Consider the following 19,098-nt stretch of genomic DNA (forward strand, 5'->3'; position numbering starts at 1 on the left):
GGTGAGCGACGAGCACTGGTACGAGGACGAGACCGGCTCGCTGGTCCGCCCCTACACCGTGACCCGGGGCCGTACCGAACCCTCCGGTCGGCACTCCATCGATCTGATGTCCCAGGTCACGGCCGTGGACACGGACGCGGACACGGGCCGGCCCGACGTCGACCATGCCCGCACCGCCCTGCTCGCCCTGGTGCGGCGCGGCGCCCGGCCGGTCGTGGAACTCGCCGCGGACGCCGACCTGCCGCTCACCGTCGTACGCGTGCTGCTCGGCGACCTCGCCGAGGCCGGCCTGGTGCGGATCGACGCGCCGCGCCGGGTGGAGCCGGCCGGTCCGGGCGCCGACCCCGAGCTGCTGAAGGAGATCGTGGAGCGGCTGCGGGAGATCTGAGCCCCGGCCCCGCGCAACGAATCGCCGCCGGGCCCCCGCCGCACGCAACGAACCGCTCACCGGCACGCAACGGCTCCTTCTTGTCCGGCCCGGCCCGCCGACCGTACCGTCTAAATGGCCCCAGACCCCTCCGTATCCGGTGAGGACCCGCATGCGCACCGCCCTGCTCCAGAGCTCCGGCCGCCCCGGCTCGACCGCCGAGAACCTCAAGGTGCTCGACGAGACCGCCGCCCGGGCCGCCGCCGCGGGCGCCGCGCTGCTGGTCGCCCCGGAGATGTTCCTGACCGGCTACGCGATCGGCGACGACGTCGCCCGCCTCGCCGAGCCCGCCGACGGCGACAGCGCGGACGCGATCGCCGAGCTGGCCCACCGGCACGGCCTGGCGATCGCCTACGGCTACCCGGAGCGCGACGGCGACACCGTCCACAACTCCGCCCAGCTGATCTCCGCCGACGGCACCCGGCTGGCGAACTACCGCAAGTCCCACCTCTTCGGCGGCTTCGAGCGGGACCACTTCACCCCGGGCGACCAGCCGGTCGTCCAGGCGGAGCTGAACGGCCTCACCGTCGGGATCATGATCTGCTACGACGTGGAGTTCCCGGAGCTGGTCCGCGCCCACGCCCTGGCCGGCACCGACCTGCTGCTCGTCCCGACGGCGAACATGCACCCGTTCGAACTCGTCGCCGAGTCCCTGGTCCCGGTGCGGGCCTGGGAGAACCAGATGTACGTGGCCTACGCCAACCGCATCGGCCAGGAAGGCGAGTTCGAGTTCTTCGGGCTGTCCGCGCTGGCCGGACCCGACGGGGTCGCCCGGGCCCGGGCCGGCCGCGGTGAGGAGCTGGTCCTCGCCGACGTCGACCCCGCCCTCCTCGCCGCCTCCCGCGAGGCGAACCCGTACCTGAAGGACCGCCGCCCCGGCCTCTACGGGTCCCTGGCCTGACCTTCCTCCTCTTCCTTCCCCGCTCCACCACTTCACGCATGTCGCAAGGAGTCCGTACCCCATGACGTCCACGGTGCCCAACGCCGTCGAGCACACCGACGCGCAGCAGCCGCCGATCACCATGTTCGGCCCGGACTTCCCCTACGCCTACGACGACTTCCTCGCCCACCCGGCGGGCCTCGGCCAGATACCCGCGACCGAGCACGGTACCGAGGTCGCCGTCATCGGCGGCGGCATGTCCGGCATCGTGGCCGCGTACGAGCTGATGAAGATGGGCCTGAAGCCCGTCGTCTACGAGGCCGACGAGATCGGCGGACGGCTGCGGACCGTCGGCTTCGAGGGCTGCGACCCGTCGCTGACCGCCGAGATGGGCGCGATGCGCTTCCCGCCCTCCTCCACCGCCCTCCAGCACTACATCGACCTGGTGGGCCTTCAGACCCGGCCCTTCCCCAACCCCCTCGCGGAGGCGACCCCTTCGACCGTCGTCGACCTCAAGGGCGAGTCGCACTACGCCGAGACGATCGACGATCTCCCGCAGGTCTACCGGGACGTCGCCGCCGCCTGGAACAAGTGCCTGGACGAGGGCGCCGACTTCTCCGACATGAACCGCGCGATGCGTGAGCGGGACGTGCCGCGCATCCGCGAGATCTGGGCGAAGCTCGTCGAGAGGCTCGACAACCAGACCTTCTACGGCTTCCTCTGCGACTCCGACGCCTTCAGGTCCTTCCGGCACCGCGAGATCTTCGGCCAGGTCGGCTTCGGCACCGGCGGCTGGGACACCGACTTCCCCAACTCCATCCTGGAGATCCTGCGGGTCGTCTACACCGAGGCCGACGACCACCACCGCGGCATCGTCGGCGGCTCCCAGCAGCTGCCGCTGCGGCTCTGGGAGCGCGAGCCGGAGAAGATCGTGCACTGGGCGTACGGGACGTCGCTCGCGAAACTGCACGAGAACGGCGAGCCCCGCCCCGCCGTGACCCGGCTGCACCGCACCACCGGCAACCGGATCACGGTCACGGACGCCAACGGCGACATCCGCACCTACCAGGCGGCGATCTTCACCGCCCAGTCCTGGATGCTGCTCTCCAAGATCGCCTGCGACGACTCGCTCTTCCCGATCGACCACTGGACCGCGATCGAGCGCACCCACTACATGGAGTCCTCGAAGCTGTTCGTGCCCGTCGACCGGCCCTTCTGGCTGGACAAGGACGAGGACACCGGCCGGGACGTCATGTCGATGACGCTCACCGACCGTATGACACGCGGCACTTATCTTCTCGACGACGGCCCGGACAGGCCCGCCGTCATCTGCCTCTCCTACACGTGGTGCGACGACAGCCTGAAGTGGCTGCCGCTGTCCGCGCACGAGCGGATGGAGGTGATGCTGAAGTCGCTGGGCGAGATCTATCCCAAGGTCGACATCCGCAAGCACGTCATCGGCAACCCGGTGACCGTCTCCTGGGAGAACGAGCCCTACTTCATGGGCGCGTTCAAGGCCAACCTGCCCGGCCACTACCGCTACCAGCGGCGCCTGTTCACCCACTTCATGCAGGACCGGCTGCCCGCCGACAAGCGGGGCATCTTCCTCGCGGGCGACGACATCTCCTGGACGGCCGGCTGGGCCGAGGGCGCCGTCCAGACCGCGCTGAACGCGGTCTGGGGCGTCATGCACCACTTCGGCGGAGCGACCGACGCGGCCAACCCCGGCCCCGGCGACGTCTACGACGAGATCGCCCCGGTGGAGCTCCCCGAGGACTGAGCGTCCCAAAGGGGCGCTGGGGGTACCCCCAGCCGAAGGCTGGGGGAGGAACTGCGCGACCAGCCACGACGGCGCCGCAGACGACCGACTACAGGACGGGCCGCTCAAACCCCGGCGGCCCGCGCCTTCTCGTACACCTCGGCGGCGACGTCCTTGAGCTCCTGGGCGTCCCGCGGGGTGGACTCGAGGTCGACCAGGATCTCCTCCAGGCCGACCGCCGCGTGCGCCACGAGGTCCTCGACGATCTGGTCGACGCTGCCCTGGAAGGGGCGGCGGTCGGCGCCGTCGTACGCCTTCGGCGTGTACGTGGTGTTGACCCGCACGACCGTCTGCAGCGGTTCCGTCCGGCCGCGTTCGGCGGCCAGGTCCTGCACGCCCTGCCACTGCGCCGCAAGCTGCTCGGCGCCCATGCCCACCGGCAGCCAGCCGTCGGCGCGGTCGACCAGCCGGGTCAGCGCCTTCTTGTTGGACGCCGCCAGCAGGACCGGGATCGGCCGGGCGGGCTTGGGGCCGACCACGGCGGACGCGATCTTCGTGAGCTGTCCGTCGTAACGCACCGGGTCGGGGCCCCACACGGCCCGGCACACGTCGATGAGCTCGTCGAGCACCTTGCCGCGCTCCTCGAACGGCCGGATTCCGGCGGCCGCGTACTCGTCGAGGGACCAGCCCGTGCCGAAGCCGGCCAGCACCCGGCCGCCGCTCGCCGCGTCCAGCGTGGCGAGGGACCTGGCCAGTTGGAAGGGGTTGTGCAGCGGCGCCACCAGCACACTGCTGCCCAGCCGCACCCGCTCGGTGGCCGCGGCGGCCAGGGTCAGCGTGACCAGAGGCTCTGCCACGCTGCGGTACTCGTCGGGCCAGGGGAGGCCCGGGACGTTGTAGAGGCCCTGGGTGGCGGGTTCCGGGAACAGGGCCCGCTCGAAGACCCACAGGCTGTCGTAGCCGATCTGCTCGGCGGTGCGTGCCACGTCGGGAACGTCGGTGCCGAGGGAGTACTGCCGCATCTGGGGGAGGCCGAGGCCGAGCCGGGTGGTCATGCCGGTGCTCCTTTGCAGTCGGGTGCCTGCCGTCAACGTAAGGCGGGGGTCCGGGGATTCCGGCGAAGGCTCACGGCCGATCGGAACCGGCCACCTCAGTCGCGCAGCGGCGTGAGCAGCATCCGGCCCGCCAGACCGACGGCCGCGTCCAGCCGTTCGGTGAACTCCTCGACCAGGTCCTCGAACCCGCGCAGCGCCCACAGCGCCCGGGCCGCCGCCCAGGTCGCGTCCCGGGCCCGCTCCAGGCTCCAGGAACCGAGCAGATGGGTCAGCGGATCGGCGATCTGGAGCACGTCCGGCCCCGGCATCAGATCCTCGCGGATGCGTTCCTCCAGCGAGACGAGGAGGTCGCCCACGCGGTCGAACTCGTCCTCCAGGTCGGCCGGTTCGCAGCCGAGCGTGCGGCAGGCGTCGACCACGGCCAGCGCCAGGTCGTGCCCGATGTGCGCATTGATGCCGGCCAGCGCGAACTGCAGCGGCCGCACCCCGGGATGACGGCGGAACTGGAACAACGGCCGCCAGCAGGCCGGAGGTCGGCGGCCCGCCGCCTCGGTGTCCACGGCGGCCAGATAGCGCTCCGCGAACCGCACGTCGAGGGTGGCCGCGGCCCCGGGATCCGCGAACCGGCCCGCGTCCAGGCGCCGTTCGACCTCCTCCGTGACGGCGAGGTACACACGGTTGAAGACCGCGATGCCGTCCCGCTCGGGCAGGTCCGCGTCCAGGGTGCGCATCCGGGCGACGACGGTGCCGACCGGAGCGGTGAGGCGGTGCGTGGGGCGGTGCGTGGGACGGTGCGTGAGGTGGTGCGACTGCGCCATGGGGGAAGGGTCCCAGCCCCGGCCCGGCGCGCGTGCCGACGGGCCCGGCGCTTCCCCGGAACGGGGGAACGGACCCGCCGGGCGGGAAGGGAGCACGCCGCGCGGGAGGAGGCGCCGTGTGCCTACGGCCGGGTGTCGTCGTAGGAGCTGGTGCCCTCGTCGAGGAGCGGTTGCCCGCCCTTGAGGTGGGCCGGGGCCAGGGCGCGCAGGGCGTGGTAGCCGAGGATGACCACCAGGGTGCCGAGGGCGATGCCGCTGAGGGAGAAGGTGTCGGAGAACTTCAGACTCACGTTGCCGACACCGATGATGATGCCGGCGGCGGCCGGGACCAGGTTGAGCGGGTTGCGCAGGTCGACCTCGGCGTGCAGCCAGATCTGGGCGCCGAGCAGGCCGATCATGCCGTAGAGGATGACCGTGATGCCGCCGAGGACCCCGCCCGGGATCGCGGCCACGATCGCGCCGAACTTGGGGCAGACGCCGAAGAGCAGCGCGAAGCCGGCGGCGGCCCAGTAGGCGGCGGTGGAGTAGACGCGGGTCGCGGCCATCACGCCGATGTTCTCGGAGTAGGTGGTGTTGGGCGGGCCGCCCACGGCGGTGGAGAGCATGGAGGCGACGCCGTCGGCCGAGATCGCCGTGCCGAGCCTGTCGTCGAGCGGGTCGCCGGTCATCTCGCCGACGGCCTTGATGTGCCCGGTGTTCTCGGCGACCAGGGCGATGACGACGGGCAGCGCGACGAGGATCGCCGACCACCGGAAGGACGGGCCGTGGAAGGACGGCAGCCCGATCCAGTCGGCCTTGCCCACACCGGAGAGGTCCAGGCGCCAGTGGTCGGTGACCTTGCCGCTCGGGCTCATGGAGTGGATCCGGCCGAAGACCCGGTCGAGGGCCCAGGAGAGGGCGTACCCGAAGACCAGGCCCAGGAAGATCGCGATGCGTGACCAGAAACCACGCAGACAGACGACGGCCAGACCGGTGAACGCCATCACCAGCAGGGCCGTCCACTGGTCCTGCGGCCAGTAGGTGGAGGCGGTGACCGGCGCGAGGTTGAAGCCGATCAGCATCACCACCGCGCCGGTGACGATCGGCGGCATCGTGGCGTGGATGATCCGCGCCCCGAAGCGCTGCACCGCCACCCCCACCAGGAACAGCGCCGCGCCGACCACGAAGACCGCGCCGGTCACGGTGGCGCTGGTGCCGCCCTGGGCGCGGATGACGGCGGCCACCCCGACGAAGGACAGCGAACAGCCCAGGTAGCTGGGCACCCGCCCGCGCGTCGCCAGCAGGAAGAGCACGGTCGCGACCCCGGACATCATGATCGCGAGGTTGGGGTTCAGGCCCATCAGAACGGGCGCCACGAAGGAGGCGCCGAACATGGCCACCACGTGCTGGGCGCCGAGCCCGACCGTCCGCGGCCAGGAGAGCCGTTCGTCGGGGCGTACCACCGCTCCGGGCGCGGGCGTGCGCCCGTCGCCGTGCAGTTTCCAGCGCACGCCGAGATCCATGGTGGGCTTCGCTTTCCTTGTACGTGAATACGGTCCGAACCATTGTCACGGCTACCTCGCGGTTCTACGCTCGCACGGTCCTACTCATGAACTGAGTTCATATATCTGATTTCAGGTTGATCGGAGTACTCGATGAGTGGAAGATCCCGCGCGGCCGTGCTGCTGACGACCCTGGTGGCGTTCGGGGCGGTCCTCGTCCCCTCGGCGCACGCCGCGGCCAAGGTCCCGGACACCGCCGTCCTCGACGGCGCCCGGCTCCAGCACACCAGGGCCGAACTGCGCGACGGCGACCCGCAACTGCGGCGTGCGCTGCGCGACCTGACCACCCGCGCCGACACCTGGCTGGACCAGGGCCCCTGGACGGTCGTCGACAAGCCCAAGCCCGCCCCGGGCGGCGACGTCCACGACTACCTCAGCCAGGCCCCCTACTGGTGGCCCACCACCACCCCTACCGCCGACAACCCCTGGGGCTGCCCCTACGTCCAGCGTGACGGCCAGCGCAATCCCGAGGTCGACAGCGGCACCGACCGCCAGGACGTCGAGAAGGTCTTCGACTCGACGTACGACCTCTCCCTTGCCTGGTACTACACCGGCAAGCGGGAGTACGCCGAGAAGGCCGGACAGGTCCTGCGCACCTGGTTTCTCGACCCGGCGACCCGGATGAACCCGAACCTGAACCACGCCCAGTTCATCCCGTGCAAGTACGACGGCCGGGCCATCGGGATCATCGACTTCTCCCAGTCGTACACGAGCGTGGTCGACGCGCTCGCGATCCTCGGCACCGGGGCCCCCGGCTGGGGCGCCGGCGACCGGGCGGGAATGCGGAGCTGGAACACCGACTTCCTCGGCTGGCTCAAGAACAGCGCCTTCGGCAAGGAGGAAGGGGCCGCAGCCAACAACCACGGCACCTTCTACGACATGCAGCTCGCCGCCCTCGCCTACGCGACCGGCGACAAGGCGCTGGCCAGGCAGACCGTGCTGGACGCGCGGGCGAAGCGGATGGACCCGCAGGTCTCGGGGGACGGCAGCCAGCCGCAGGAGCTGGCCCGCACCAGGAGCTGGCACTACTCGACCTTCGACCTGGTCGCCTACGCCCGGCTCGCGGCCATCGGCCGGCACGTCGGCGTGAACCTCTGGAGCTACCGGGGGCCGGACGGACAGAGCCTGTTCAAGGCCGTGGACTACCTGCTGCCGGCCGCGACCGGGGCGGCCGCCTGGCCGTACCCGGAGCTGGAGTTCCACCGCTACGCGGCGAGCGACGTCGTGCACGCGGCGGCCGACGCGGGCGACAAGGCGGCCCAGCAGGCGGTACGGCGGCTGGAGACACCGCCCGGCGGCGACCTCTGGGCGCTGCGGCCGGCCGCCGAGCAGCTGGACTCGATCGCGGGCTGAGCGGCGCCTCCCCGGCCGGGGCTCCTGAGCGTCCGCTTAGGATGGAGTGTCCCCACCGCTTCGTCCAGTGCTCAGGAGCCCCACCCGTGACCGCCGAAGCCCTGCCCGCCCCCGTCCTCTCCCACGGCCGGCTGCTGCCGGTCAGCGTCCACTTCGACGACCTCGACGCGCTCGGGATGCTGCACAACGCCCGCTACCCGCTGCTGGTCGAGCGCGCCTGGACCGAGCTGTGGCAGGAGCACGGCATCCGCTTCGACGGCGACTGGGCCGCCGCCGGGGACGCCTGCAACGTCGTCAAGGAGCTGCTGATCAGCTACGAGGCGCCGGTCACCAGGTCGGGCAGCTACGCCGTCCACCTCTGGCTCGAACGGCTCGGCACCACCGGCCTGACCTACGGTTTCCGCTTCTGCTCGCCGGACGGCGCGACCACCTACGCGCGGGGCACCCGGGTGCTCGTCCGGCTGGACGCGGCCACCCTGCGCCCCGCACCCTGGAGCGAGACGTTCAGGACCGTGGGCCGGGAACTGCTGCGGTCTCGGGGCTGACCTCCGCGCGTGCGCCCCGCGTCCCGGCGCGCAGCACGCCCGCGAACGCCACCAGGCCCAGCGCCAGGACCGTGACCACGCAGAACGAGACCACCAGACTGGTCGCCTGGGCGATTCCGCCGATCAGGCTGGGCGCGATCAGGCCCGAGGTGTAGGTGATCGTCGCCACGCCCGCGATCGCCTGACTCGGGTTCGGCCCGGCGTGCCCGGCTGCCGCGAAGCACAGCGGTACGACGACCGCGATGCCGAGGCCCATCAGCGCGAACCCGGTCATCGCCACCGCCGGCTGCCCGGCGAGGACCACCAGCAGCCCGCCGCACGCGGCCAGCACGCCCCCGGCGCGCACGGTACGGACCGCGCCGAAACGGTTCACCACCGCGTCCCCGCTGATCCGGGCCACCGCCATGGCCAGCATGAACCCGGTGGTGGTGGCCGCCGCGAGCCCGGCCGAGCTGTCCATCCGGTCCCGCAGGAACACCGCCGACCAGTCCAGGCTCGCCCCCTCCGCGAACACCGCGCAGAAGCCCACCGTGCCGATCAGCAGCGCCGACCGGGGCGGCAGAGTGAACCGCGGCGGCGGCTCCTCGTCCTCGCCGGCCCGCACGTCCAGGACGAAGCCGGCCGCCAGCACGCCGAGCACCGTGAGGACGGCCGCCGCCAGGGCGAAGTGCACGCGCGCGTCCGTGCCCAGATGCGCAGCGAGGGTGCCCGCGGCCGAGCCGACCAGGGTGCCCGCGCTCCACATGCCGTGCAGCCCCGACATGATCGACCTGTCGAGCAGCCGCTCGATCTCCACGCCGAGCGCGTTCATCACCACGTCCGCCATGCCGGCGCTCGCGCCGTACACGAACATCGCCAGGCACAGCAGGTACAGGTTGGTGGCGAGGGACGGCAGGACCAGCGACAGCGTCCACATCGCGATCAGCCCGCGCAGCGCCGTGCGGCTGCCGAAGCGGTGGCTGATCCGGCCGGCCAGCGGCATCGAGCACGAGGCGCCGAACGCGGTGAACGCGAGCGCGAAGCCCAACTGCCCGGCGCTGAGCGAGGCATGGTCCTGGACCCACGGCACCCGGGTCGCGAACGAGCCGGTGACGGCACCGTGCACGGTGAACACGGCCGCGACGGCGTACCGCGCGCGCTTCACCCCGTGCTGCCCGTGAGCCACGTCTTTCATGGTCCTGCCCCTCCCCGGTGGGTGCCGCCCCGCTCCCCGCGCTGTCCGCCGTAAACTATCAGGGACCCTGCCTGATAGATAGAGAGTCAAGTGGCCGTCCCGGCCGGTACGGATCTGGAAGGATGCCCGTCATGCCCGCATCACCGAGCACCGCCCGGGCCATCAACGACCGGCTCGCGCTGAGCCTGCTCCAGCAGGAAGGCCCGCTGACGGCAGGGCAGTTGAAGCAGCTGACCGGGCTGTCCCGGCCGACCGTCGCCGACCTCGTCGAACGGCTCACCGCGTCCGGCCTGATCACGGTGGTCGGCGAGTCGGGCGAGCAGCGCCGGGGGCCGAACGCCCGGCTGTACGGCATCGTCGCCGACCGCGCGTATCTGGCCGCCCTCGACGTGCGCACCGACGGCGTCTCCGTGCTGGTCTCCGACCTGGTGGGGCGGGTGCTGGCGGAGGGGTCGGTGCCGGTCGCCCCGGAGGAGGGGGAGAGGGCGGCCGTCGAGCAGGCGGTGGAGCTGGTGGAGCGCGCGGCCAAGGAGGCGGGGGCGTCCGGGGGCGGGGGGCAGCTGCACACCGTGGGCATCGGGGCGCCCGGGCTGATCGATCCGGCCACCGGCGAACTCCGCGACTCGGCCGGCCTGCCCACCTGGCACCGCCGGTTGGTCGCCGCCCTCCAGGAACGCTTCCCGCAGGCCCGGGTCGGCGTCGAGAACGAGACCAATCTGGCCGCCCTCGCCGAGCAGCGGGAGGGCGCCGCCCGGGACCGCGACACCTTCGTCCTGCTCTGGCTGGGGGACGGCTGCGGCGCCGCCGTCGTCCTGGACGGCACCCTGCGCCGGGGCGCCTCCGGCGGCACCGGCGAGATCGGCTTCCTGCCGGTGCCGGGCACGACCGGCCTGCCCACGGCGACGGACTGCTCCGGCGGCTACCACTCACTGGTGGGGGCGGCGGCGATCGTGGAGCTGGCGCGGGAGTTCGGAGTGGGGACGGGGGACCTGTCGGCCGACCGTGTGGTCCAGGAGGTGGCCCGCCTGGCGGTCGGCGGTGCCCCGATCGCGCCCCAAAGGGGCGCGGGCCGTGTCGATATGCGGCTCCGCCGCGTGGGCGCGACCAGCCACGACGGCGCCGCCCCCGACCCACGACCGAACCCGGCACCCCCTGCGGAGCGCGCCGCCCGTTTCCTCGACGCCCTCGCCGACCGCATCGCCATCGGCGTCGCCGCCGTCGTCGCCATCCTGGACCCCGGCTGCGTGGTCCTCGGCGGCGAGATCGGCCCCGCCGGAGGCGCGGCGCTCGCCACGCGCGTCGAGGCGAGCCTCCGCCGCATGTCCCCGCTGGCCACCGAGGTGCGCACCGGCACTCTGGGCGGCGCGGCCGTCCTGCGCGGCGCCCTGCTCACCGCCCGCGAGCGCGCCCAGGACGAACTCTTCGCGGCACCGGACCGCTGACGCCCGCGCTGGGCGGGCCCGGCGACGGGCAAGGGCCGTCGTCACCGCCACCGGGTCCGCTCGAACCCTAAAAGGACTAGACCAGTAGGGTCAATAGGTGTGACTCAAAGTCAAGAGTCCTGGTCCGGGCCCCGGTTGTGCACACGGAGCTCCGGCTGGGAAGTCCAGCGGCGCGAGCTGTGAGGCACCCCACACGGTTCCCCTGTATGGACCGCGATCAGGCGTGGCACACTGGCCGTGTACCAGAAGCAGCGCACTCCGGGGTCGGTGAAAGTCCGAACCGGCGGTTACAGTCCGCGACCCGTCCGCTTCCAGCGGCCGGTTGACCAGGTGGAATTCCTGGACCGACGGTTAAAGTCCGGATGGGAGGCAGTGCGCGGCGGGCGAGCATGTACGTGTGCGCGCCGCCGTATCTGGTCTCGTCCCTCGTGGACGGGGCCTTGTCGGCGTCGCCCCCGATGTGCCTGTCCGTACATTCTGTCGTCCGTCGACAGGCCCCGGAGTCCGTGCCCTATTGAGGCAGGAGGACCCGGGAAGTGTTCACCGGAATCGTCGAAGAGCTGGGTGAGGTCACCGCCGTCGAGAATCTCGGCGACGCCTCCCGTTTCCGGCTCCGTGGCCCCGTAGTGACCGAGGGCGCGCAGCACGGCGACTCCATCGCCGTGAACGGCGTCTGTCTGACCGTCGTGGAGCACGAGGGCGACGAGTTCACCGCCGACGTCATGGCGGAGACCCTCAAGCGTTCCTCCCTCGGTGCCCTGGACGTCGGCTCCCGCGTCAACCTCGAGCGGCCCACCGCGGTCGGCTCCCGCCTCGGCGGCCACATCGTGCAGGGCCATGTCGACGGCACCGGTCAGGTGCTGGCGCGCACGCCCTCCGAGAACTGGGAGATCGTCAAGGTCTCGCTCCCGGCCGACCTCGCGCGGTACGTCGTCGAGAAGGGCTCGATCACGGTCGACGGCATCAGCCTCACCGTCGTCGAGGCAGGCCCCGACTACTTCACCGTCAGCCTCATCCCCACCACCCTCGACCTGACCACGCTCGGCCGCAAGCAGCCCGGCGACCCGGTCAACCTCGAGGTCGACATCGTCGCCAAGTACGTGGAGCGCCTGCTCGCGAACACGCAGGGAGCGGGCCGGTGAACTGGCTGAACTCCGAGGCCTTCACCCTCCTCGGCCAGCACATCATCTGGTCCGACATGATCGGCAACATCCTCGGCCTGATCACCCTCGCCCTCGGCTGGCGCCGCTCGCTGCTCACCTGGCCGGTGCAGTTCCTCTCCGGCCTGGTCCTGTTCACCGCCTTCTACGGCCACCTCGCCGGCAGCGCGGGCAAGCAGGTCGTCGTCATGGTGGTCGCCCTGTACGGCTGGTGGCAGTGGAACCGCAACAAGGGCGAGTCCGGCGACGGCCACATCGTCCCGCGCTTCGCCACCTGGCGGGAGCGCGGCGCGATGGTCGCCGCCGCGGCCGCCGGCACCGTCGCCGTCGCCCTGCTCTTCAAGGCCTACCCGTCCCTGTCCTGGGACCCCTGGCCGGACGCCTACATCTTCGTCGGCACCGTCGTCGCCATGTACGCCCAGGCCCGCGGCATGGTCGAGTTCTGGATCGCCTGGCTCCTGGTCGACGTGGTCGGCGTCCCCCTCAACTTCACCAACGGCTACGCCTTCTCCGGCTTCGTCTACGTCATCTACGGCGCGCTCGTCCTGTGGGGCCTGCGCGACTGGTGGCTGCGCTCCCGTCAGGGCACGCGGCCCGCTCTGGAAGGAGCACCCGCATGACCGCGGCACCGATCCTGTACAGCACCGACGGCGTCGAGGACCTCACGCTCGACCCGGTCGAGCAGGCCATCGCCGACATCGCGGCCGGCCGTCCGATCGTGGTCGTCGACGACGAGGACCGCGAGAACGAGGGCGACCTCGTCATCGCCGCCGAGAAGATCACCCCCGAGATCGTCGCCTTCATGATGAGCGAGTGCCGTGGCCTGATCTGCGCCCCCATGGAGGGCGAGGAACTGGACCGGCTCGAACTGCCGCAGATGGTCGGCGACAACACCGAGTCGATGAAGACCGCGTTCACCGTCTCCGTGGACGCCTCCGCCGCACACGGCGTCACCACCGGCATCTCGGCCGCCGACCGCGCCACCACGCTCCGGCTGCTGGCGAGCGGAAAGGCCGAGCCGACGGACCTGGTCCGCCCCGGCCATGTCTTCCCGCTGCGCGCCCGGCCCGGCGGTGTCCTGGTCCGCGACGGCCACACCGAGGCCGCCGTCGACCTGGCCCGCCTCGCGGGCCTGCGCCCCGCGGGCGCCATCGTGGAGATCGCCGGCGAGGACGGCCGGATGCTCCGCCTCCCGGAGCTGATCCCGTTCGCCCGCAAGCACGGCCTGACGATCATCTCCATCGCCGACCTGGTCACCTTCCGCCGGGCCGCCGAGCCGACCGTCCGCCGCGAGGCCGAGGTCAACCTGCCCACCAAGCACGGCACCTTCACCGCGTTCGGGTACCGCTCCACCACCGACGGCGTCGAGCACGTCGCCCTCGTCCACGGCGACATCGGCGACGGCGAGGACGTCCTGGTCCGGGTCCACTCGGAGTGCCTCACCGGGGACGTCTTCGGCTCCGCCCGCTGCGACTGCGGCCCCCAGCTCGACGCCGCCCTGGACCGCATCCAGGACGAGGGCCGGGGCATCGTCGTCTACCTGCGCGGCCATGAGGGGCGGGGCATCGGGCTGCTGTCCAAGCTGCGCGCGTACGAACTCCAGGAGCGCGGCCGGGACACCCTCGACGCCAACCTCGAACTCGGCCTGCCCGCCGACGCCCGCGACTACGGCGCCGGCGCCCAGATCCTGGCCGACCTCGGGGTGCGCAGCGTCCGCCTGATGACCAACAACCCCGACAAGAGCGACGCGCTGCTGAACCACGGGCTCAAGATCAGCGGGCGCGAGCCGATGCCGGTACAGGCGGGCGAACACAACCTCCGCTACCTGCGCACCAAGCGGGACCGGATGGGCCACGACCTGCCCTGGCTGGACACGCCTCCCGCGATGTCCACCTGCGCCAACCAGTAGGAGACCGTGGCCACCTGCGGCCACCGGTAGAGAAACAGCACTGAGGAGAGACGTGAGCGGCAAGGGTGCACCTGAACTGTCCGTACGCAATGTCAGCGACCTGCGGGTCGCCGTCATCGCGTCCCAGTGGCACGAGAAGGTGATGGACGGACTGGTGGACGGCGCCCTGCGCGCCCTGCGCGACCTGGGCATCGACGAGCCGACCCTGCTCCGGGTCCCCGGCAGCTGGGAGCTCCCGGTCACCGCCAAGGTCCTCGCCGGACGCGGCTACGACGCGATCGTCGCCCTCGGCGTCGTCATCCGCGGCGGCACCCCGCACTTCGAGTACGTGTGCCAGGGCGTCACCCAGGGTCTCACCCAGGTCTCCGTGGAGACCGGCGTCCCGGTCGGCTTCGGCGTGCTCACCTGCGACGACGAGGAGTCGGCCCTGGACCGGGCGGGCCTCGCGGGCTCCAACGAGGACAAGGGCCACGAGGCGGTGACGGCGGCGGTGGCCACGGCGGCCACCCTCCGCTCAGTATCTGAACCCTGGCACTGAGCGACGCGGCAATTGGCGTAGTCTGGCGCTCACCATGTCCAACAAGACTTTCGAGGAGCTCTTCACCGAGCTCCAGCACAAGGCCGCCCACGGCGACCCCGCCACCTCCCGCACCGCCGAGCTGGTCGGCAAGGGGGTCCATGCCATCGGCAAGAAGGTCGTCGAGGAGGCCGCAGAGGTCTGGATGGCCGCCGAGTACGAGGGCAAGGAAGCGGCCGCCGAGGAGATCTCGCAGCTGCTCTACCACGTCCAGGTGATGATGGTCGCCCGCGGCATCTCGCTGGACGACGTCTACGCCCACCTGTAAGAACCCCTTTCAGACACCCCCTTTTCGAACCCCTTTCGAAGCGAAGGAAGCCGACCTCATGCTGCGCATCGCCGTCCCCAACAAGGGTTCCCTGTCAGGCCCTGCGGCGGACATGCTGCATGAGGCCGGCTACCGGCAGCGCCGGGAGTCCAAGGAACTCCGCATCGTCGACCCGGTCAACGACGTCGAGTTCTTCTACCTCCGCCCCCGCGACATCGCGATCTACGTCTCCTCCGGCCGCCTCGACATCGGCATCACCGGACGTGACCTGCTGGTCGACTCCGGCGCCAACGCCGAGGAGATCCTGCCGCTCGGCTTCGCCCGTTCCACCTTCCGCTTCGCCTCCAAGCCCGGCGAGGCGACCGGCCTGGCGGACCTGAAGGGCAAGACGGTCGCCACTTCCTACGAGGGCATCGTCGCCAAGCACCTCGCCGACGGCGGCGTCGACGCCTCCGTCGTCCACCTGGACGGCGCCGTGGAGACCGCCATCGAACTGGGCGTCGCCGAGGTCATCGCCGACGTCGTCGAGACCGGCACCAGCCTGCGCAACGCCGGCCTGGAGGTCTTCGGCGAGCCGATCATGAAGTCCGAGGCGATCGTCGTCCGGCGCACCGGCGCCGACGCCGAGGAGCCCAAGGTCCAGCAGTTCCTGCGCCGCCTCCAGGGCGTCCTGGTCGCCCGGAGCTACGTGATGATGGACTACGACTGCCGCGTCGAGCAGCTGGAGAAGGCCGTCGCCCTCACCCCCGGCCTGGAGTCGCCGACCGTCTCCCCGCTGCACAACGAGGGCTGGGTCGCCGTCCGCGCCATGGTCCCCACCAAGGACGCCCAGCGGATCATGGACGACCTGTACGACATCGGCGCCCGCGCCATCCTGACCACGGCCATCCACGCCTGCCGTCTCTGAGGCCCCGCGCGAGATGTCCGAGCTTCCTTCGCTGCCCGTCACCTTCCGGCCGGGCCTCACCCGCGTGATCCTGCTCACCGCAGGCGTCGCGATCTTCGTCACCATATCCGGGGTCGCACTGCTCCTCGAACAGCTCGGCCCGGGCGAGAAGCTCAGCTTCGTCGTCACCGGCGCGCTGATCTTCTGGGCGCTGGCCCAGCTGGCCCGGGTGAAGGTGGTCGCCGACGAGTCCGGGGTCACCGTCGTGAACATCGCCAGCAAACGGCGCCTGGAGTGGGCGGAGATCCTCCAGGTGAACCTCCGCCCGGGTGACCCGTGGGTGTTCCTCAACCTCAGCGACGGCACCAGCCTGCCCGCCCTCGGCATCCAGCCGGGCATCGCCAAGCAGCACGCCATCGCCGACGCCAAGGCCCTGCGCGCCCTCGCCGAGGCCCACACGAGCCACGACCCCGAACAGCATCAGGGCTGAAATCACGCAACTTCGGGGCCGTCTCCGGGCCGTCGCCCCTGCCGCAGCGGCCCCTGTCTTGATTAGTCTGTTGGCGGAGGCTTTTCACGTCCCGCCTCCACCCCTGTCGCGCGCCCGGCGCACAGGGGTTCCTGCTACCCGAGGAGTGACCCTCTCCGGCGATGGACGGATCGTCCTGTAGTACCTGCGCCGCCCCCTCCCGACATACCGCGGACCGCCTTCTCGCAGTCCGCGAAGCCTCGGAGGCGGCGGCATCATGACCACCCCCCTGCTGCTCCTGGCAGCCGCGTTCCTGCTCATCCTCGCCAACGGCTTCTTCGTCGCCGCCGAGTTCGGCCTGGTGACCGTGGAGCGGCCCGAGGCCGAGAAGGCCGCCGCCGACGGCGACAAGCGCGCCCGTACGGTCGTCGCATCGCTGAAGGAGCTCTCCTTCCAGCTCTCCGGCACCCAGCTCGGCATCACCATCACCTCCCTGGTCGTCGGCATGCTCGCTGAACCGGCACTGGCCGAGCTGCTGCGCGGTCCGCTCACCGCGACCGGCCTCCCCGACGGCGCGGTCTCCGGCATCGCCGTCGTGATCGGCATGCTGCTCGCCTCGGCGATCCAGATGGTGATCGGCGAACTCGTACCCAAGAACTGGGCGGTGTCCAAGCCGCTGCAGGTCGCGCGCTTCGTCGCCGGCCCGCAGGCCCGCTTCTCCCGCCTGTTCCGCCCGGTCATCGCCGCGCTGAACACGGTCGCCAACCGGCTGGTCCGCGCCCTCGGCGTCGAACCCGCCGAGGAGCTGGCCTCCGCCCGTACCCCCGGCGAGCTCGTCTCCCTGGCCCGGCACTCCGCCCAGGCCGGCGCGCTGGAACAGGACACGGCCGACCTGTTCGTCCGCACCCTGTCCCTGGGCGAGCTGACCGCCCAGCACGTCATGACCCCCCGGGTGAAGGTCAGCGCGCTCCAGGACACGGCGACCGCCGAGGACGTCGTCAACCTCACCCGGGCCACCGGCCTGTCCCGCTTCCCGGTCTACCGGGAGAAGATCGACGAGATCGTCGGCATGGCCCACCTCAAGGACGCGCTGGCCGTCTCGGTCCGCGACCGGCTGCGTACCCCGGTCGGCCGCATCGCCCGCAAGGCCCTGCTGGTCCCCGAGACCCTCCCGGTCCAGCCGCTCCTCGCCCGGCTGCGCTCCGAGCAGCCCATCGCGGTCGTCGTCGACGAGTACGGCGGCACGGCCGGCGTGGTCACCCTGGAGGACATCGTCGAGGAGCTCGTCGGCGAGGTCCGCGACGAGCACGACAGTCCGGACGCACCGGAACTCGCCGCCGCCCCCGCCCAGGACGGCAAGCCCGCCTGGGACGTCGACGGCAGCGTCCGGGTCGACATCCTCCAGCGGATAGGCCTCGACGTGCCCGAGGGCCCGTACGAGACGGTCGCCGGTCTGGTCGCCGACCTGCTCGGCCGCATCCCGGCGCCGGGCGACCGGGCGGAGCTGCCCGGCTGGCGGCTGTCGGTCCGCAGGGTCGGCCACTACCGGGCGGAACGGGTCCGCCTGGTCCGCACCGCCCCCGCCGTCGCGGAGGCCGCCCGATGAGCGTCCTCCAACTGGTCTTCGCCGCGCTGCTGGTCCTCGCCAACGGCTTCTTCGTGGGCGCCGAGTTCGCCCTCGTCTCCGTCCGCCGCAGCCAGATCGAACCGCTCGGCACGGCCCGGGCCCGCCAGGTCCTCCACGGCCTGGAGCGTCTCCCGCAGATGATGGCCGCGGCCCAGTTCGGCATCACCGTCTGCTCGCTGACGCTGGGCGCGGTGGCCGAACCGACGGTGGCCCACCTGCTGGAGCCGCTGTTCGAGGCCGTCCACCTGCCCGACGGCATGGTCCACCCGCTGGGCTACGTGATCGCGCTCGCCGCGGTCGTCTTCTTCCACCTGGTCATCGGCGAGATGGTGCCGAAGAACCTCGCGATGGCGGCGCCGGAGAAGGCCGCGCTGTGGCTGGGCCCCGGCCTGGTCGCCTTCGCCCGCGTGTGCCGGCCGATCACGGTCGCGCTCGGCGCCTGCGCCCAGGGCATCCTGAAGCTCTTCCGAGTGGAGCCGAAGGACGAGGTCGAGGCCGTCGTCACCAGCGAGCAGCTCAACCGGCTCCTGGAGGACTCCGGCCAGGCGGGTCTCCTCGACCCCGAGGAGCGGGAGCGCCTGGAGGACGCGCTGGAACTGGGCTCCCGCCCGGTGACGGACGTACTCCTGCGCCGCGAGTCCCTGATCACGGTCCCGCCGTCGGTCACCCCGGGCCAGATCGTCGAGCTCACCGCGCGCACCGGCTACTCCCGCTTCCCGGTCGCGGCCGAGTCCGGCGCCTTCATGGGCTACGTCCATGTGAAGGACGTCCTGGACCTGGAGGACTCCGACCGCGCGGTGCCGCAGCAGATATGGCGCCCGATGACGACGCTGCGGGCCGAGCTGCCCCTGGACGACGCGCTGACCGTGATGCGGCGGGCGGCGACCCACCTGGCGCAGGTCGCTGACGCGAACGGCCGGGTGCTGGGGCTGGCGGCGCTGGAGGACGTCCTGGAGCTGCTGGTCGGGGAGGTGACGGACCCGGCGCACAGGGATCGTCCGGCTGCGCCGCGCACTCCGGAGCCGAGGGCGAGCGGGGAGCCGGAGGAGGCCATGGCCGGCTGACTTCGCGAGGGAGCCAGAGTGACGGTGGGCCGAGCACGGTGGGGAGCTGCGGGCCGGTGGGGGCTGGTCGCGCAGTTCCCCGCGCCCCTAAAAGATTTAACTGCGGGCAGGCGTGCCGCAGGGCGGCACGGGTGGGCGCGGCGG

The 19,098-nt window shown here is 71.8% G+C and carries 19 protein-coding genes and 1 riboswitch; of the genes, 15 read left to right on the forward strand and 4 right to left on the reverse strand.

The window, feature by feature from the left end:
• The first annotated feature begins 1 nt into the window (after position 1).
• From ABZ887_RS35945 to ABZ887_RS35955, 3 genes are all read left to right on the forward strand, one after another.
• Entirely contained in the window at positions 2–388 is a 387-nt protein-coding gene (locus ABZ887_RS35945) for a DUF742 domain-containing protein (protein WP_361299073.1), read from the forward strand.
• A 151-nt stretch (positions 389–539) separates the two neighbouring features.
• The gene (locus ABZ887_RS35950; RefSeq protein WP_361299076.1) at positions 540–1,328 is read left to right on the forward strand and encodes a carbon-nitrogen hydrolase family protein; all 789 of its coding nucleotides are present in this window, start codon (positions 540–542) and stop codon (positions 1,326–1,328) included.
• Positions 1,329–1,389: 61 nt separating this feature from the next.
• Positions 1,390–3,087 (forward strand): NAD(P)/FAD-dependent oxidoreductase, encoded by a 1,698-nt coding sequence (locus ABZ887_RS35955; RefSeq protein ID WP_361299079.1) that lies wholly within the window; start codon positions 1,390–1,392, stop codon positions 3,085–3,087.
• Positions 3,088–3,191: 104 nt separating this feature from the next.
• On the opposite strand, the gene ABZ887_RS35960 is transcribed toward ABZ887_RS35955, so the two are convergent.
• From ABZ887_RS35960 to ABZ887_RS35970, 3 genes are all read right to left on the reverse strand, one after another.
• Positions 3,192–4,121, reverse strand: a complete 930-nt coding sequence (locus tag ABZ887_RS35960; RefSeq protein ID WP_361299082.1) for an LLM class F420-dependent oxidoreductase — start codon at positions 4,119–4,121, stop codon at positions 3,192–3,194.
• Positions 4,122–4,216: 95 nt separating this feature from the next.
• Positions 4,217–4,939 carry a DUF5995 family protein gene (locus ABZ887_RS35965; protein ID WP_361299085.1) on the reverse strand — a complete coding sequence of 241 codons (723 nt, stop codon included), beginning with the start codon at positions 4,937–4,939 and terminating at the stop codon, positions 4,217–4,219.
• Between the two features lie 122 nt (positions 4,940–5,061).
• Positions 5,062–6,441, reverse strand: a complete 1,380-nt coding sequence (locus ABZ887_RS35970; RefSeq protein WP_361299088.1) for a solute carrier family 23 protein — start codon at positions 6,439–6,441, stop codon at positions 5,062–5,064.
• Positions 6,442–6,573: 132 nt separating this feature from the next.
• Between ABZ887_RS35970 and ABZ887_RS35975 the strand changes: the two genes are divergently transcribed.
• Positions 6,574–7,833 carry an alginate lyase family protein gene (locus tag ABZ887_RS35975; protein ID WP_361299091.1) on the forward strand — a complete coding sequence of 420 codons (1,260 nt, stop codon included), beginning with the start codon at positions 6,574–6,576 and terminating at the stop codon, positions 7,831–7,833.
• 86 nt (positions 7,834–7,919) lie between these two features.
• Positions 7,920–8,378 carry a thioesterase family protein gene (locus ABZ887_RS35980; RefSeq protein WP_361299094.1) on the forward strand — a complete coding sequence of 153 codons (459 nt, stop codon included), beginning with the start codon at positions 7,920–7,922 and terminating at the stop codon, positions 8,376–8,378.
• Here the strand turns inward: ABZ887_RS35980 and ABZ887_RS35985 are convergent.
• The gene (locus ABZ887_RS35985; protein WP_361299097.1) at positions 8,338–9,552 is read right to left on the reverse strand and encodes an MFS transporter; all 1,215 of its coding nucleotides are present in this window, start codon (positions 9,550–9,552) and stop codon (positions 8,338–8,340) included. The two genes, ABZ887_RS35980 and ABZ887_RS35985, sit on opposite strands and share 41 nt — an antisense overlap.
• A gap of 131 nt (positions 9,553–9,683) precedes the next feature.
• Here ABZ887_RS35985 and ABZ887_RS35990 point away from each other — a divergent pair, with 131 nt between their 5' ends.
• The 10 genes from ABZ887_RS35990 to ABZ887_RS36035 all read left to right on the forward strand — a co-directional run bounded on the left by ABZ887_RS35990 (position 9,684) and on the right by ABZ887_RS36035 (position 18,954).
• A complete protein-coding gene (locus tag ABZ887_RS35990; RefSeq protein ID WP_361299100.1) occupies positions 9,684–10,994 on the forward strand; it encodes an ROK family transcriptional regulator in 1,311 nt (436 codons plus the stop codon).
• A gap of 249 nt (positions 10,995–11,243) precedes the next feature.
• Positions 11,244–11,374, forward strand: a riboswitch (FMN riboswitch).
• Positions 11,375–11,530: 156 nt separating this feature from the next.
• Positions 11,531–12,136, forward strand: coding sequence for a riboflavin synthase (locus tag ABZ887_RS35995; protein ID WP_361299103.1), 606 nt, complete (start codon positions 11,531–11,533; stop codon positions 12,134–12,136).
• Positions 12,133–12,774 carry a nicotinamide mononucleotide transporter family protein gene (locus ABZ887_RS36000; RefSeq protein ID WP_361299106.1) on the forward strand — a complete coding sequence of 214 codons (642 nt, stop codon included), beginning with the start codon at positions 12,133–12,135 and terminating at the stop codon, positions 12,772–12,774. Before ABZ887_RS35995 ends, ABZ887_RS36000 begins: the two co-directional genes overlap by 4 nt.
• On the forward strand, positions 12,771–14,063 hold the full coding sequence (locus tag ABZ887_RS36005) for a bifunctional 3,4-dihydroxy-2-butanone-4-phosphate synthase/GTP cyclohydrolase II (protein ID WP_361299109.1): 1,293 nt from the start codon (positions 12,771–12,773) through the stop codon (positions 14,061–14,063). Before ABZ887_RS36000 ends, ABZ887_RS36005 begins: the two co-directional genes overlap by 4 nt.
• Positions 14,064–14,115: 52 nt before the next feature.
• Positions 14,116–14,601 (forward strand): 6,7-dimethyl-8-ribityllumazine synthase, encoded by a 486-nt coding sequence (ribH, locus tag ABZ887_RS36010; protein ID WP_361299112.1) that lies wholly within the window; start codon positions 14,116–14,118, stop codon positions 14,599–14,601.
• A 34-nt stretch (positions 14,602–14,635) separates the two neighbouring features.
• Positions 14,636–14,908, forward strand: coding sequence for a phosphoribosyl-ATP diphosphatase (locus ABZ887_RS36015; protein ID WP_030946750.1), 273 nt, complete (start codon positions 14,636–14,638; stop codon positions 14,906–14,908).
• 58 nt (positions 14,909–14,966) lie between these two features.
• Positions 14,967–15,815, forward strand: a complete 849-nt coding sequence (gene hisG / locus ABZ887_RS36020; protein WP_361299115.1) for an ATP phosphoribosyltransferase — start codon at positions 14,967–14,969, stop codon at positions 15,813–15,815.
• Between the two features lie 13 nt (positions 15,816–15,828).
• The gene (locus ABZ887_RS36025; protein WP_361299119.1) at positions 15,829–16,284 is read left to right on the forward strand and encodes a PH domain-containing protein; all 456 of its coding nucleotides are present in this window, start codon (positions 15,829–15,831) and stop codon (positions 16,282–16,284) included.
• A gap of 256 nt (positions 16,285–16,540) precedes the next feature.
• Entirely contained in the window at positions 16,541–17,869 is a 1,329-nt protein-coding gene (locus tag ABZ887_RS36030; protein WP_361299122.1) for a hemolysin family protein, read from the forward strand.
• The gene (locus tag ABZ887_RS36035) at positions 17,866–18,954 is read left to right on the forward strand and encodes a hemolysin family protein (protein WP_361299125.1); all 1,089 of its coding nucleotides are present in this window, start codon (positions 17,866–17,868) and stop codon (positions 18,952–18,954) included. Before ABZ887_RS36030 ends, ABZ887_RS36035 begins: the two co-directional genes overlap by 4 nt.
• Positions 18,955–19,098 lie beyond the last annotated feature (144 nt).

The sequence above is a fragment of the Streptomyces sp. NPDC047061 genome, assembly GCF_040643955.1.
Lineage (GTDB): Bacteria > Actinomycetota > Actinomycetes > Streptomycetales > Streptomycetaceae > Streptomyces.

What these genes read in the sequence shown, in the direction of transcription:
- ABZ887_RS35950 (WP_361299076.1), top strand. Translation starts at nt 540, where the DNA reads ATGCGCACCGCCCTGCTCCAGAGCTCCGGCCGCCCCGGCTCGACCGCC.
- ABZ887_RS35955 (WP_361299079.1), top strand. Translation starts at nt 1,390, where the DNA reads ATGACGTCCACGGTGCCCAACGCCGTCGAGCACACCGACGCGCAGCAG.
- ABZ887_RS35960 (WP_361299082.1), bottom strand. Translation starts at nt 4,121, where the DNA reads ATGACCACCCGGCTCGGCCTCGGCCTCCCCCAGATGCGGCAGTACTCC.
- ABZ887_RS35965 (WP_361299085.1), bottom strand. Translation starts at nt 4,939, where the DNA reads ATGGCGCAGTCGCACCACCTCACGCACCGTCCCACGCACCGCCCCACG.
- ABZ887_RS35970 (WP_361299088.1), bottom strand. Translation starts at nt 6,441, where the DNA reads ATGGATCTCGGCGTGCGCTGGAAACTGCACGGCGACGGGCGCACGCCC.
- ABZ887_RS35975 (WP_361299091.1), top strand. Translation starts at nt 6,574, where the DNA reads ATGAGTGGAAGATCCCGCGCGGCCGTGCTGCTGACGACCCTGGTGGCG.
- ABZ887_RS35985 (WP_361299097.1), bottom strand. Translation starts at nt 9,552, where the DNA reads ATGAAAGACGTGGCTCACGGGCAGCACGGGGTGAAGCGCGCGCGGTAC.
- ABZ887_RS35990 (WP_361299100.1), top strand. Translation starts at nt 9,684, where the DNA reads ATGCCCGCATCACCGAGCACCGCCCGGGCCATCAACGACCGGCTCGCG.
- ABZ887_RS36005 (WP_361299109.1), top strand. Translation starts at nt 12,771, where the DNA reads ATGACCGCGGCACCGATCCTGTACAGCACCGACGGCGTCGAGGACCTC.
- ABZ887_RS36015 (WP_030946750.1), top strand. Translation starts at nt 14,636, where the DNA reads ATGTCCAACAAGACTTTCGAGGAGCTCTTCACCGAGCTCCAGCACAAG.
- hisG (WP_361299115.1), top strand. Translation starts at nt 14,967, where the DNA reads ATGCTGCGCATCGCCGTCCCCAACAAGGGTTCCCTGTCAGGCCCTGCG.
- ABZ887_RS36025 (WP_361299119.1), top strand. Translation starts at nt 15,829, where the DNA reads ATGTCCGAGCTTCCTTCGCTGCCCGTCACCTTCCGGCCGGGCCTCACC.
- ABZ887_RS36030 (WP_361299122.1), top strand. Translation starts at nt 16,541, where the DNA reads ATGACCACCCCCCTGCTGCTCCTGGCAGCCGCGTTCCTGCTCATCCTC.
- ABZ887_RS36035 (WP_361299125.1), top strand. Translation starts at nt 17,866, where the DNA reads ATGAGCGTCCTCCAACTGGTCTTCGCCGCGCTGCTGGTCCTCGCCAAC.